We start from the raw sequence: 13,326 nt of genomic DNA, 5'->3' as shown, positions 1-13,326 counted from the left end.
AAATCGGTATGCAGGGGCTTTTTTTTGCGCGTGCGGAGTGGATCACAGGCCCCAGGCCGACAAGTCTGGCGTGTGCAGGACGGGAGCCAGCAATCGTTCCAGCGCCGCGGCGCAATCGAGCATCGCCGCGTCGCCGCCGGCAGGCGCCAGCAACTGCACGGCCATGGACATGCCGTCGGCATCCAGGCCGGCGGGTAGCGCAATGGCCGCCGCGCCCAGGAAATTGGCCGGGCGCAACAGTTTGCCCAGGCCGGCGTGGCGCACGTCGGCCGCGTCCAGAGGTTGCGCGGCCTGGTCGCAGGCGGGCATCAGCAGCGCATCCAGGCCCTGCATCGCAGTCGCGAAGGCGGCCATGTCGGCTTGCCGCCGCTCGAGCGCGGCTTGGTAGTCCGCCTGTGTGATCCGGCCGCCAGCCGCGATGCGCGCGCGCACCACGTCCCAGAGCGGCTGCGCGGGGTCTTCGGCCAGCGCGCCGTAATAGCGATAGGCCTCGTAGGCCAGCACCAGCGAGTTGTCGTCCGCCATGCGGGCGAACGACAGTGAGGCGGGCGGATGCCAGGCTTCGGGCGTGCAGCCGGCCTGGTCCAGATGTTCCTGAGCGTCATGCCAGATCCGCAGGCCTTCGTCGGTCAGCGGGGCCGGCCAGGCTTGCGGCGCCAGGACGGCGATGGCGGCGGGCCGGCGCGTGGCCGGACGGCGCAGGTCGGCGATGCATCGGGGCGGCAGCGCCAGCGTCGCGGCGTCGTCGATGTCGGGGCCGGCCAGCAATTGCGTCAGCAGGCGGGCGTCCGCCACGCTGCGGGCAATGGGGCCCAGCACGTCCAGGGTGTCCGAAAGCGGCAGGCAACCGGCCCGGCTGATGATGCCGGAAGACGGCTTGTAGCCCACCACGCCGTTCAGCGCCGCGGGCGCGCGCACGGATCCGCCCGTATCGCCGCCCAGCGCCAGGGGCGCCAGGCCGGCTCCCACGGCGACGCCGGCGCCGCTGGACGAGCCGCCGGGGGCGCGCGCCTGGCGCGCATCCCAGGGGTTGCGCGCCGTGCCCTGCGTGGGGTTCTGGCCGGACAGGCCGAACGCGTATTCAGTCATGCGGGTCTTGCCCAGGATGGGCATGCCTTGTGCCGCCAACGCGTGCGCGGCCGCGGCGGTCTCATCGCTGATCACGCCGCGGCGGGTTTGCGAACCGCCGCTGGCGGTCGTGCCCGCCCAGTGCACGCTATCTTTGACCGCCACTGGCACGCCGTGCAGCGGACCCATCGAGATGCCGGCGGCCTGCAGGCGGTCGGCAGCGTCGGCCTGGGCCAGGGCGCGTTCGGCCGTGACCTCGCTGTAGGCAGCCAGTTGCGGCGCGCGTTCGATGCGATCCAGGAAGTGCGTGGTGACCTGGCGCGAGCTCAGTTCGCCGTCGCGGATAGCGCGGGCAAGTTCGCGGGCCTCTCGGAAATGCAGGGCAGTGTCGTGGTCTGGCATGGCTCTCACGGAAAAGAAAAAACTTTCCGGCCCTGGCGGGACCGGAAAGCGTGGGCTTGGCTGCAGTCTGCGTTATTTCAGCGACTGGCCCCGGGTTTCAGGCATGCGGATGAAGGTGATCAGCGTGATGACGGCGCCCGCCAGCACGTAATAGAAGAACCAGCGCTCCATGCCCTTGCTTTGCAGCCAGGTCAGCAGATAGGGCGTGGTGCCGCCCAGCAGCGCCACGACCAGGTTGTACGGCGCGCCGATGCCGACGGCCCGCACGCTGGTGGGGAACTGCTCGGACATGATGGCCGGCGCGATCGACGTATACATGGCGTACAGCACCAGGCCGAACAATTCGACGGCCAGGATCGAACCGAACGACGGGCCGAGCGTGCTCATCAGCGGATAGAAGAACACCAGGTAGCCGGCCGCGAAGAAGATCAGCTGCGGCTTGCGGCCAATGCGGTCGGACAGCATGCCGAACAGCGGCTGCACCAGCATGAAGACGATCAGCGCGACGGTGTTGGCGGCGAAGGCGACCTGCGGGTCGGCCTTGACCTGCCGGATGGCGTAGGTGGGCACGTAGGCGACGAAGATGTAGAACGCGAAGGTCGTCAGGATGGAAAAACCGACAATGCGCAGCACTTCGCGCGGGTGGTCGCGCAGCAGGGTGCGCAGCGGCTGCTTTTCGACGCCGGCTTTCTTGGCGTGCGAGAACGCTTCGGTTTCGGGAATCGAGCGGCGGATCCACATGCCGGCCAGGCCGCCCAGCGCGCCCAGGGCGAACGGAATGCGCCAGCCCCACGCGGCCATGTCGGCCTTGGTCAGGGTCGAGGTCAGGATCCAGCCCACGGCGGACGCGGCCAGGATACCCACCGCGGCGCTGAAGAAGACGAAGCTGGAATAGAAGCCGCGCTTTTCGGGCGGCGCCATTTCCGCCAAAAAGGTCGTGGCCGAGGCATACTCTCCGCCCAGCGACAGGCCTTGCAGCAGGCGCGCGGCGGTCAGCAGCAGGGGCGCGGCCAGGCCGATGGCGGCATAGGTGGGGGTGATGGCGATGATCAGGGAACCGCCCGCCATCATCAGGATCGTCAGGCCCAGCGCGGCCTTGCGGCCGTAGCGGTCCGAAAAGATGCCCAGCACCCAGCCGCCCACCGGACGCATGAAAAAGCCGACGGCGAAGATGCCGAAGGTGTAGAGCAGGGCGGCGGTTTCGTTGCCTTCAGGGAAGAACTGGCTGGAAAAGAAGATGGCGAACGACGCATAGATGGTCCAATCGAACCATTCGACGGCATTGCCTACACTTCCGGCCAGAATCGTGCGGGCCCGCGATACGGGCGCGGCGCTTGCCCCCTGCGTGGCGCGCAGGGTTGCGGATGGGGTGCTCATAAGGTCCTCAGGTATTTATTTTTGGTCAAATAGACCGTTTAATTTTGTGTTTTTATCAATGCGCGAACGTTAGATTAATGAATATGGTCACGTCAAGTAAGGGTAAGCCCCTAATGCCAGCGCTCGATGACACCGATCTGGCCTGCCTGATCGCCTTGCAGGCGGACCCGCGCGCGTCCTGGCGCGAGCTGGGCGCGGCCACCGGCATCGCCGAGCGCACCGTGGCGCGGCGCATCAAGCGGCTGATGGACGCCGACGCCTTGCGCGTCATCGCCGAAGCCGACCCGCTGGCCACCGGCCGCGGTGTGGTGCTGCACGCCTGGGTGCGCTGCCGCTCGGGCCGCGTGCCCGAGGTGGCCGAGGCGCTGGCGGGGCTGGATATGGCGCAGCTGGTGGTGACGCTGGCGGGCCGGGCCGACCTGATGGCTGAATTGACGCTGGCGGATGCGGCCGACATGCCGGACGTGGTGACGCGGGTGTTGCCGTCGATCGACGGTGTCGAGCAGGTGGAAGCCCGGCTGGTGCTGCGCCCGTTCCGCCGCGCGGGCCAGTGGCGCATCCAGGCCGGCGCGGCCGGCGCGCAGGACGCGTTGGAGCCGCGACCGGCGTCGCAGCCGCCGGCCGCGCTGACCGAGCCTGAGCAGCGCATCGTGGCCCACCTGATGCGCGACGGCCGTGCCAGCCTGGCCGAATTGGCCGCGCATGCCGACGTCAGCGAGCCTACCGCCCACCGCTTGCTGCAGCATCTGGTGGACCGGCGCGCCCTCAGCTTCCGGGTGGAAGTCGAGCCTGCCTTGGTGGGGTTTCCCGTCGAGGCCGTGATTTCGGTACAAGTGCGCCCGCAAGCGGTCGACGCCCTGGCTGCGCACCTGGCGCTGGATCCGAATACGCGCTGCCTGTTCGGCACCAGCGGCGCATCGCAGCTGTTCTGGCACGTGCTGTGCCGCGACAGCCTGCATTTGTGGGACGTGGTGACGCGCAGGCTGGGCGAGCTGGACGGTGTACTGGCCAGCGAGGTCGGCGTGGTGATGCGCGCCTATAAGCGTTGCGGCATTGTGCGCGAAGGCGCGCGGCTGGGCGGCGAGGCCTGATCCGTCAGCCACGCCGCCGCGGGGCCGGCTGGATGTCCGGGCCGCCCCGCGCCGTCAGCGCCTAGGCGCCCAGATAGGCGCGCGCCAACGCGCCATCCGCCGCGATCTCCCGCGCGGTGCCTTGCGCCGCGACGCGGCCTGATTCCAGTACATAGGCGCGGTCGGCCAGGGAGAGCGCCAACGCGGCCATCTGGTCCACCAGCAGGATCGTCATGGATTCCGCCCGCAGGCGGTCCAACGCTTCAAACAGCTCGTCGATGATCTTGGGCGCCAGGCCCAGCGACGGTTCGTCCAGCAGCAGGATCACCGGTTTAGACATCAGCCCGCGCGCGATCGCCAGCATCTGCTGCTCGCCGCCGGACAGCAGGCCGGCGCGCTGATGCAGCCGTTCGCGCAGCCGCGGAAAGCGCGCCAGCATCTCTTCTACCCGCGCCTCGCGGTCGCCCGGGCGCAGGAAGGCGCCCAGCCGGATGTTGTCCAGCACGGTCAGGTCGGGGAAGACCTGGCGGCCTTCGGGCACCAGCACCAGCCCGCGCGCCACGATGCGGTCGGCGGTCAGGCCCTGCAGTTCCTGCCCTTGCAGATGCATGCCGCCTTGCGCCGGCCGGTGCAGGCCCGCCAGCGTGCGCATCAACGTCGATTTGCCGGCGCCATTGGCGCCCAGCAGCGCCACCATTTCGCCCTGGCGCACTTGCAGGTCGATGCCGTGCAGCACCGGGTTGGCGCCGTAGCCCGTGGTCAGGCTGCCCACGCCCAGCACCTCGGGCGCGATGCCCGCGCCAGCCGGACGTTCGCGCGCGGCGGGGGCGCGGCGCGCGGCCTCGTCGCCCAGGTAGGCCTGCCGCACCGCATCCGATTGCTGGATGGCGGCGGCCGTGCCTTGCGCCAGCTCGCGGCCCGCGTCGATGGCGACGATGTGGTCGGACACGCCCATCACCAGTGCCATGTCGTGCTCGACCAGCAGCACCCCCGCGCCGGCGTCGGCGATGCGCCGCAGCAGCCCAGCCAGGCGGGTCTTGTCTTCCCGCGACAGCCCCGCCGCCGGTTCGTCCATCAGCAGGATGTCGGCGTCGGTGGCCAGCGCACGGGCAATCTCGACCAGCCGCCGGTCCACATGCGGCAGGTCGGCGGCGGGCGTGTCCAGCGCGCCGGTGTAGCCGCAGAAGGCCAGCAGCGCGCGGGCCCGTTCGCGCGCATCGCGCGCCAAGTAGCGGCGCGACGCCAGCAGCCCGCCCAACCGGCCGCCCAAGAGGCCCAGCGCCACGTTGTCTTCGACGCTGAGCGTGTCGAACAATTGCGAGGTCTGGTAGGTGCGCGCGATGCCGCTGCGCGCCACCCGGTAGGCGGGCAGCGCCGCGAGGGATTCCTGCCCCAGCGCGACCGCGCCGCGGGTCGGCTGGTAATAGCCGCTGAGCATGTTGATGACCGTGGACTTGCCCGCGCCGTTCGGGCCGATCAGCGCCGTCACCGCCGCGGGCGCGACGGTGAACGACACTTCCTGCACCGCGCGTACGCCGCCGAAGGTCATGGTCAGCGTGTCGGCGCGCAAAGCGCGGCGCGGCCTGCCCGTGGCCGGAATACCACCCTGCGTCGGCGTCAGCCGCAGCGCTTGCCGGCCACGCCGCCAGCGTCCCAGCAAACCGGCCGCGCCGTCGGGCGCGGCCCACAGCACCACCAGCAGGAAGGCGCCAAAGAACAGCAGGCGGTATTCCTCCAGGCCCGACAGCATTTCGGGCAGCAGGCCGACCACCACCGCGCCCAGCAGCGGCCCGGCCAGCGAACCCGCGCCGCCGATGGTCACCGCCAGCACGAAAAGAATGGACTGCATGAAGTTGAAATTGTGCGGCGTGATCATGCCGGCCTGCGGCGCGTACAGCCCGCCCGCCAGGCCTACCACCGCCGCCGACACCATGAAGGCGACGGCCTTGACCACCAGCGGATTGATGCCGATCGACTCGCTGGCGGTTTCGCTGTCCTTGACTGCCCGCATCGCCGCGCCCCAGGTGCCACGGGCCAGCAGGGCGTAACCGGCCAGCGCGGCGAACACCGCCACGATGGCCAGCATCGCCACGCCGCGGTCACCGCCCAGGCTGCCAAGCGCGGGCTGGGCGATGCCCATCAGGCCGTTCTGGCCGCCCGTGAGATCACCGCCTTCGATCAGCACGTGTTCCACGATGAAGCCGAACGCGATGGTGATCATCGCCAGGTAAGGCCCGCTCACCCGCAGCGCTGGCACGGCCAGCAGCAGGCCGAAGGCGCCGGCGACCAGCGCGGCGGCCGGCCACGCCAGCCAGAAGCTCCAGCCCGCCTGTCCAGTCAGGATCGCGACTGTATACGCGCCGATCGCATAGAACGCCGCGTGGCCGAAGGACATCTGTCCGGTCAGCCCCAGCAGCACATTCAGGCCGATGCCCGCCAGCGCCAGCAGCGCCACGTTGCCCAGCACGAAGACGTAGTAACCGTTGACGCTGGCGGCCAACGCCAGGCTGGCGGCGGCCAGCAGGGCGTAGACGGCCAGCGCCGCCGGGAAGGATGCGACGTGTTTGCCCATCAGACTTTCCTTGTGGCGGCACGGCCGAACAGCCCGTTGGGGCGCGCCGCCAACATGACGATCACCAGCGCGAAGCTGATGATCTGCGTATAACCGGAACCCAGTGTCACCGTGATCAGCGCTTCGACCACGCCGAACAGCAGGCCCGCGATCATGACGCCCCAGGCGCTGGTGATGCCGCCCAGGATAGCCACCACGAAGGCCTTCAGGCCGAACAGCGTGCCCATGTCGGCCTGTACGTTGAACAGCGGCGCGACCAGCGCACCGGCGATGCCCGCGAACAGCGTGGACACGGCAAAGGCCGCCATGATGGCGTGGCGCACGGGAATGCCCATCAGGCGCGCGGCGTTCGGGTTCTGCACCACGGCCAGCAGCGCCACGCCCCAGCGGGTGCGGCGCGACAGTGCGTGCAGGGCGGCCGCCAGCGCCAGGCCGATCAGCGGAATCAGCAATTGCAGTGGATACACGCCCAGGCCCAGGCCGCCGATTTCAAGCGGCGCCTGCGCCAGGGGCGAAGGCAGGCTGCGCGGTTCCTTGCCGAAGGTGAACATCACCACGTTGTCCAGCACGATGCCCAACGCCACCGTCGACATGAGCCACGCATTGGAGCCGCGGCTGGCGAACGGCCGCACCGCCAGCCGTTCCACCACCAGGCCGTACAGCGCGCACAGCGCCAAGGCCGGCGGCAGCGCGGCCGCGAGCGGCCAGCCCAGCGTCTGCGCAAAGGTATAGGTCAGCACCGCGCCCAGCATCATGGAGCTGCCCTGGGCGAAATTGACCGTGCCCGAGACGGCGTAGGTCAGGTAAAAGCCCAGGGCCATCAGCCCGTACATGCTTCCCAGGCCCAGGCCGCTGACAATGGCGGACATCCACAACATGCGTGTCTCCTGCTGGCGATTGCGTTGGCGAGCCGGCCGCTTACTGCGCACCCGCGACGGGAAGGATGCGGTTGTCCACGAAGTGGGTCCACACGTAGTCGTTCTCGCGCAGCGCATCGTGCGAGGCGGGCGTGAAGGGCTGCTCGTAGGTCTTGATCAGGCCTTCGTACTTGCCGATCTTGTAGAAGCCCTGGCGCACCGCGTCGCCGTCGGTGGAACCGGCCTGGCTGATAGCCAGCGCCGCCAGCCGCATGCCGTCGTAGGCGTTGGCCACGCCCACCGCCGGGGTGATGTCCTGCGGCCCCTTGATGTCGGAATACTTGGCCTTGAGCGCCTGCATCACCTTTTCACCCACCGGGCCTTGCTTGCCGAAGAAGCTGTAGGTCTGCACGAAGTGCACGTTCTTGGCGTTGGGGCCGGCCAGCTCGGTGAAGCGTCCGCCCGCCGGACCCCAGTGCGACACCACCGGCACTTTCCAGCCCATGCGGTCCAGCGACTTGACCACCTGCGCCGACGGGCCCACGTTGCCCACCAGGAACAGCGTGTCCGCGCCGGCCGCCTTCAGGCGGCTCAGTTGCGGCGTCACATCCAGGTCGTTGGGCTGGAATTTCTCGACCCCGGCCGGCGCGATCTTGGCGGCCGCCAGCGCGGCGTCCAGGCCCTTTTCGTTGGATTCGCCCCATGGGTTGTTCACCAGGATCATGCCCGGCTTGGCGCTTTGGAACGTCTTTTGCGCGTACTGCACCATGGCGCTGTCGACGATCTCGTCCATGGCCGACACGCGGAACACGAAGTTCGGGTTGCCCTTGTTCTGCGTGATCGCGGTGCCCGCGGCCCAGGGGCCCATGAACGGCACTTTTTCCTGGTTCACGATGGGCACGATCGCCATCGACACCGGCGTGTCCAGGCCGCCGAACAGCACGGCAACCTTTTCCTTGTAGATCAGTTCGCGCGCCGCGGCCATGCCCTTGGCCGGGTTGCCTTCGTCATCGCGCCGCACCAGCACGATCTGGCGGCCGCCCAAGAGGCCGCCGCCAGCGTTGATCTCGTCGATCGCAATGGTCATGCCGCGCGTCAGCGCTTCGCCTGCCCGCGCCGATTCACCCGACAGGGCGGTGATCAGGCCGATCTTGATCGGGTCGGCGGCCAGCGCCGGTTGCAGGGCCAGGCCGGCTGCGAAAAGGGCGGCGCCAGTGGCGCGAAGCAGGAAGGAACGGCGGGTCGGGGTCATCGGGCACTCCTGGAAAAGTGGAACGGATCTTGCATGGGTTCAAGGGCTGCTCCGGTTCGTTATGCAAGATCCATGCCACCCGGAATGCCGGATTTCATCCGCACGCGTCCAGGCGCTGCTCCAGGGGAAAAGAACGGTTTTCTAGATCGTTTGTCAGCGTGGCATCCAAATTTTGTTTCCAAAACAGCCAGTTTTTTGTTCACAATCACGCATCAGGATTTGCACCAAAATGAATCCATCCTTGCTCCAAAGCACCAATGCGGGGCGCGACGCCCCGGCGTCCTGGACCCCGGCGCCGCTGGCCTGCCATGGCCGTTTTCCGTATCAGCCCATCACCGGGCGGCCGGACTACGCCTGGCCGAACGGGGCGCGGCTGGCCGTGTACCTGGGCTTCAACATCGAGCATTTCGCCTTTGGCGAGGGCTTGGGCGCAGAGCTGGGGCCCGCTTCGCCGCACCCCGACGTGCTCAATTACGCCTGGCGCGAGTACGGCAACCGGGTGGGCGCGTGGCGCTGTCTTGAACTGTTCGACGAACTGAACCTGCCCGCCGGCGCGCTGATCAATACGGCGCTGTATGAACACTGTCCCGAACTGGTCGACGCCTGCCTGGCGCGCGGCGACGAACTCATCGGGCACGGCTACAGCAACGCTCACCGCCAGGGCGGCCTGTCCGAACCCGACGAACGCGCGCTACTGGAACACTGCCGCGACCGCATCGGTCAGCACGCCGGCAGCGCGCCCGCCGGCTGGTTGTCGCCCTGGATATCCGAAAGCCGCGCCACGCCGGACCTGCTGGCCGAAGCCGGCTACCGCTACACGCTGAACTGGTGCCACGACGACCAGCCCATGCGCATGCGCACCCGGGCGGGCGACCTGTGGGCCATTCCGTATCCGCAGGAACTGAACGACATTCCCATGATCATGGGCCGCAAGATGGACGCCCGCGACTTTGCCGATATGATTCTTGACCAGTTCGAGGAAATGCGGACCCAGGCGCAGCGCCAGCCGCTGGTCATGGGCATTGCGCTGCATCCCTACATCGTGGGCCAGCCTTACCGGCTGCGGCATCTGCGCCGGGCGCTGGCGCCGTTGGCCGCCGCGCGCGACCGGGGAGAAATCTGGTTCGCCACGCCCGGCGACATCTGCCGCCATGTCGATGGCCTGGCTTGCGCCCGCTGATCCTCGACCCTCCCGCGACCTTCCTGCCGAGTCCCGCCATGCCTACCCGCAGCCCCGCCAAACCCCGTGCCACGCCGGCCGTCAAGCGCCGTCCGGCCGTCGTTGCCGCGGCCCCGGCCGACGACACCGCGCCCGATGCCGACCAGGAACGCCGTATCTGCGAGGCCGTCTACGAAAGCGTGATGAGCCAGCGCCTGACGCCCGGCACCAAGCTGCCCGAGGCGGCCCTGTGCGACATCTTCGGGGTCTCGCGTTCCGTGGCGCGCAAGGCCCTGCAGCGCCTGGCGCACGAACACGTGGTGGACCTGCATCACAATCGCGGCGCCGTGGTGGCCGAACCCACGCCCGAAGACACGCGCCAGATCTTCCAGGCGCGGCGGGCGCTGGAGGCCGCCTTGCTGCCGCTGGCCGCGGCCCGCGCCACCAAGGCCGACTACGCCTCGCTGCGCAAGCAGCTGCGCGACGAGCACGCCTTGCTGCACCGCGCCGGGCAACCGGCCTGGGCGCGGCAGGCCAGCGCCTTTCATGTGCGGCTGGGCGAGCTATCGGGCAATGGCATCCTGCACGGCTACCTGGCCGAGCTGGTGTCGCGCTGCTCGCTCATCGTGGCGCTGTACGAGCCGCCCGGCAACGCCGCCTGCGAACATGGCGAACACGTGCTGATCGTGGACCTGATGGAACGCGGGCAAGTGGCCGAGGCCGTGAAGATCAACGACAACCACCTGGCGGACCTCGAACGGCGCATCAGCCTGGAACGTCCCCAACCCGCGCAAACCCTTGCCCAGATGCTGGGACTGGCCTGACATGGATATCGACTTCGAATCAATCACCGAATACCAGCGCTACAAGCTCATGGCGAGCCTGATCGTGCCGCGGCCGATCGCGCTGATCACCACCTTGTCGGAAACCGGCGTGGTCAACGCCGCGCCCTTCAGCATGTTCAACATGCTGGGCGAGGATCCGCCCATCGTCATGGTCAGCATCAACCGCCTGGAAGATGGCAACCTGAAGGACACGGCGCGCAACATCGTGCGCACCGGCGAATTCGTGGTGCACCTGACCGACGAAGCCATGGCCGAGAAAATGCATCGCTGCGGCGACCGCCTGCCGTCCGACGTCAGCGAGCTGGCGCATGCCGGCCTGGACGCCGCGCCCAGCCAGCGGGTGGCGCCGCCGCGCATTGCGCAGGCGCCGGTGGCGTTCGAATGCACGCTATATGAAACCCTGGAAACCGCCAGCCGCCAGATCTTCATTGGGCAAGTGCGCTGGTTGCACGCGCGCGACGGCCTGATCGACACCGAGACCTGGCGCGTGCGCCTGCAAGACTATTTTCCGGTGGGCCGTTTCGGCGCCAGCTTTTACGTCACCACCCGCGACCGCTACGCCATCGGCGGTGGCGACACGCCGGCCAGCACGGCCATCGACGAGATCTAGGGCCCGTGCGCGGCAGGCGGCCTTGCCCTCCGCCCGGCGCGCGGCTGCCGGACTTGTCGCGTCACCAGACCGCCGTCTGCGAGCCCGGCGCGCGCAAATGCCGGGCAAAGCGCTGCGCCAGGAAATCGACGAATGCCAACGTCTTGGCCGGCAGGTTCAGGCGTTCTGGATACAGCACATGAATGTCCGCCGCCGGCGTGGCCCATTCCGGCAACACCAGGCGTAGCCGTCCGGCGCGCAGGTGGGCGGCGGTTTCCCATTCGGACCGCATCACGATGCCGTGGCCGTCCAGCGCCCATTCCAGCGCGCTCTGGCCGTCGTTGGAGCTGACCGGGCCGCGCACTTTCACCGTCTCCGCGCGTTGGCCGGCCTCGAGCCGCCAGGTGCCGTAGGCGACGTCGTTTTCGCGCACCACGATGCAGCGGTGGCGTTGCAGATCGCCCGGCGTGCGCGGTTCGCCATAGGTGTCCAGGTAGCGCGGCGACGCGCACAACAGCCGCCGGTTGGAGGCGATCTTGCGCGCGGTCAGGCGGGCGTCGGGCAGGTCGCCGAAGCGCACCGCCACGTCGAACCCTTCTTCGATCAGGTTCAGGGGCCGGTCGGTCAGGCGCAACTGCACCTCGACGTCGGGGTACTGGCGCGCAAAGTCCGACACGGCGGGCGCGACGTGAGCGCGGCCAAAGCCGAACGTGGCGTTCAGGCGCAGCAGGCCCTGGGGCTGCGCGCGGCTGCTGGACACGGAACGTTCCAGCGCCTGCAGGTCGGCCAGGATGCGGCCGCCCTCGGCCAGGTACAGCTCGCCTTCCTGCGTGACGCTGACGCGCCGCGTGCTGCGGTTCAGCAGGCGGACACCCAGCCGCTGCTCCAGCTTGGCCAGGCGCGTGCTGACGGCGGGCGGCGTCAGGCCCAGTTCACGCGCGGCCGCCGACAGGTTGCCGTGTTTGACCAGCAGCGAAAAGAACGCAAGGTCCGACAGCGCATCCATGGATTTATTTATAAATAAAATTTAATAAAGATTTAGTTTATCCATTAATTATAAGAATAGAACCGGCCTATACACTGGGTTCACCGATACGCAGAGCCGCCCGACGCGGCCATCCAAGAGGAGACCCACCCCATGAAGACCCCTTACGCATTGCGCACGCTGGCCGCGGCGGCCATGGCCGCCATGTCCGCCTGTTGGCTGGCGCCGGCCGTTGCCGCCGACGCGTTTCCCCAGCGCCCCATCACCCTGGTGGTGCCGTTCGCGCCGGGCGGCAGCGTGGACATTGCCGCCCGGCTGATCTCCGACGCCTGGGGCAAGGCCCTGGGCCAGAGCGTGATCGTGGAAAACCGCGCCGGCGCGTCCGGCAACATCGGCATGGCCGCCGTGGCGCGCGCCGAGCCCAATGGCTACACGCTGGCCATCAACACGATGTCGCTGGCGATCAACCCGGCGCTGTTCAAGACCATGCCGTTCGACACCGCGCGCGACCTGCGCTCGGTGGGTACCGTCGGCACTTCACAGCACGTGCTGACCGTGACGCCGTCGCTGCCGGTGGACAACGTGAAGGCGCTGCTGGAGTACATCCGCGCACGTCCCGCCAACGAACTGAGCTTCGGTTCGGCCGGCACCGGCAGCACCTTCCACATGGCCGCGGAATTGTTCAAGTCGGTCTCGGGCACGCAGATCCTGCACGTGCCCTACAAGGGCGGCGGCCCGGCCATGGTGGACACCATCAGCGGCCAGGTGCAGATGAGTTTTCCGGTGCTGTCGGCGGCCAAGCCGCAGGTTGATGGCAAAAAGCTCAAGGCGTTGGGCGTCACTGGCACCACGCGTTCGCCGCTGTTGCCGGACGTGCCCACCATCGCCGAGTCCGGCCTGCCCGGCTACGCCTTCAACACCTGGTTCGTGATCAGCGCGCCCGCCGGCACGCCGCAGGCCGCGGTGGACACGCTCAACGCCAAGCTGGCCCAGGCGTTGCAATCGCCCGCGCTGGCCGAACGCATGGGCCGCGAAGGCTTCGAACCGCTGATTTCCACCCCGGCCCAGACCGACGCCATGGTCGCCGGCGAAATCACGCGCTGGGCCGGCATCGTCAAGGACGCCGGCATCGAGGCCAACAACTGACGTC

11 protein-coding genes are annotated in these 13,326 nt (G+C 68.6%); 5 read left to right on the top strand and 6 right to left on the bottom strand.

Features of this window, described 5'->3' with window-relative positions:
* Positions 1-42 precede the first annotated feature (42 nt).
* Together A9974_RS19890 and A9974_RS19885 are read right to left on the bottom strand one after the other, a co-directional pair.
* Positions 43-1,470: an amidase gene (locus tag A9974_RS19890; protein WP_183005898.1), complete on the bottom strand. Its 1,428-nt coding sequence runs from the start codon at positions 1,468-1,470 to the stop codon at positions 43-45.
* 72 nt (positions 1,471-1,542) lie between these two features.
* Positions 1,543-2,847 (bottom strand): MFS transporter, encoded by a 1,305-nt coding sequence (locus A9974_RS19885; RefSeq protein ID WP_183005897.1) that lies wholly within the window; start codon positions 2,845-2,847, stop codon positions 1,543-1,545.
* A gap of 113 nt (positions 2,848-2,960) precedes the next feature.
* On the opposite strand from A9974_RS19885, the gene A9974_RS19880 reads away from it, so the two are divergent.
* Positions 2,961-3,938: an Lrp/AsnC family transcriptional regulator gene (locus tag A9974_RS19880; protein ID WP_370539659.1), complete on the top strand. Its 978-nt coding sequence runs from the start codon at positions 2,961-2,963 to the stop codon at positions 3,936-3,938.
* 61 nt (positions 3,939-3,999) lie between these two features.
* On the opposite strand, the gene A9974_RS19875 is transcribed toward A9974_RS19880, so the two are convergent.
* The 3 genes from A9974_RS19875 to A9974_RS19865 are packed head-to-tail and all read right to left on the bottom strand — an operon-like array spanning position 4,000 to position 8,598.
* The gene (locus A9974_RS19875; RefSeq protein WP_183005895.1) at positions 4,000-6,489 is read right to left on the bottom strand and encodes a branched-chain amino acid ABC transporter ATP-binding protein/permease; all 2,490 of its coding nucleotides are present in this window, start codon (positions 6,487-6,489) and stop codon (positions 4,000-4,002) included.
* A complete protein-coding gene (locus A9974_RS19870; protein ID WP_183005894.1) occupies positions 6,489-7,367 on the bottom strand; it encodes a branched-chain amino acid ABC transporter permease in 879 nt (292 codons plus the stop codon). The genes A9974_RS19875 and A9974_RS19870 overlap by 1 nt, the downstream gene beginning before the upstream one ends.
* 40 nt (positions 7,368-7,407) lie before the next feature.
* On the bottom strand, positions 7,408-8,598 hold the full coding sequence (locus A9974_RS19865) for an ABC transporter substrate-binding protein (protein ID WP_183005893.1): 1,191 nt from the start codon (positions 8,596-8,598) through the stop codon (positions 7,408-7,410).
* A 229-nt stretch (positions 8,599-8,827) separates the two neighbouring features.
* On the opposite strand from A9974_RS19865, the gene A9974_RS19860 reads away from it, so the two are divergent.
* Genes A9974_RS19860 through A9974_RS19850 form a run of 3 tightly spaced genes read left to right on the top strand, consistent with a single transcriptional unit; the run spans position 8,828 to position 11,212 of the window.
* Complete coding sequence (locus tag A9974_RS19860) at positions 8,828-9,778, top strand: polysaccharide deacetylase family protein (RefSeq protein WP_183005892.1); 951 nt, start codon at positions 8,828-8,830, stop codon at positions 9,776-9,778.
* Between the two features lie 38 nt (positions 9,779-9,816).
* Positions 9,817-10,581, top strand: a complete 765-nt coding sequence (locus tag A9974_RS19855; RefSeq protein ID WP_183005891.1) for a GntR family transcriptional regulator — start codon at positions 9,817-9,819, stop codon at positions 10,579-10,581.
* A gap of 1 nt (position 10,582) precedes the next feature.
* Complete coding sequence (locus A9974_RS19850; RefSeq protein ID WP_183005890.1) at positions 10,583-11,212, top strand: flavin reductase family protein; 630 nt, start codon at positions 10,583-10,585, stop codon at positions 11,210-11,212.
* Positions 11,213-11,273: 61 nt separating this feature from the next.
* On the opposite strand, the gene A9974_RS19845 is transcribed toward A9974_RS19850, so the two are convergent.
* Positions 11,274-12,197: a LysR family transcriptional regulator gene (locus A9974_RS19845; RefSeq protein ID WP_183005889.1), complete on the bottom strand. Its 924-nt coding sequence runs from the start codon at positions 12,195-12,197 to the stop codon at positions 11,274-11,276.
* Between the two features lie 132 nt (positions 12,198-12,329).
* Here A9974_RS19845 and A9974_RS19840 point away from each other — a divergent pair, with 132 nt between their 5' ends.
* Entirely contained in the window at positions 12,330-13,322 is a 993-nt protein-coding gene (locus tag A9974_RS19840) for a tripartite tricarboxylate transporter substrate binding protein (RefSeq protein ID WP_183005888.1), read from the top strand.
* Positions 13,323-13,326 lie beyond the last annotated feature (4 nt).

This window comes from Achromobacter sp. UMC71 (assembly GCF_014170305.1).
GTDB lineage: Bacteria > Pseudomonadota > Gammaproteobacteria > Burkholderiales > Burkholderiaceae_B > Achromobacter.
Note: the sequence above shows the minus strand (reverse complement) of the source record. Positions and strands in the feature narration are given on the sequence as shown.

Bases quoted from the DNA above. Each gene is read 5' to 3' on its own strand.
- A9974_RS19890 (WP_183005898.1), bottom strand. From the start codon at position 1,470: ATGCCAGACCACGACACTGCCCTGCATTTCCGAGAGGCCCGCGAACTT.
- A9974_RS19885 (WP_183005897.1), bottom strand. From the start codon at position 2,847: ATGAGCACCCCATCCGCAACCCTGCGCGCCACGCAGGGGGCAAGCGCC.
- A9974_RS19880 (WP_370539659.1), top strand. From the start codon at position 2,961: ATGCCAGCGCTCGATGACACCGATCTGGCCTGCCTGATCGCCTTGCAG.
- A9974_RS19875 (WP_183005895.1), bottom strand. From the start codon at position 6,489: ATGGGCAAACACGTCGCATCCTTCCCGGCGGCGCTGGCCGTCTACGCC.
- A9974_RS19870 (WP_183005894.1), bottom strand. From the start codon at position 7,367: ATGTTGTGGATGTCCGCCATTGTCAGCGGCCTGGGCCTGGGAAGCATG.
- A9974_RS19865 (WP_183005893.1), bottom strand. From the start codon at position 8,598: ATGACCCCGACCCGCCGTTCCTTCCTGCTTCGCGCCACTGGCGCCGCC.
- A9974_RS19860 (WP_183005892.1), top strand. From the start codon at position 8,828: ATGAATCCATCCTTGCTCCAAAGCACCAATGCGGGGCGCGACGCCCCG.
- A9974_RS19855 (WP_183005891.1), top strand. From the start codon at position 9,817: ATGCCTACCCGCAGCCCCGCCAAACCCCGTGCCACGCCGGCCGTCAAG.
- A9974_RS19850 (WP_183005890.1), top strand. From the start codon at position 10,583: ATGGATATCGACTTCGAATCAATCACCGAATACCAGCGCTACAAGCTC.
- A9974_RS19845 (WP_183005889.1), bottom strand. From the start codon at position 12,197: ATGGATGCGCTGTCGGACCTTGCGTTCTTTTCGCTGCTGGTCAAACAC.
- A9974_RS19840 (WP_183005888.1), top strand. From the start codon at position 12,330: ATGAAGACCCCTTACGCATTGCGCACGCTGGCCGCGGCGGCCATGGCC.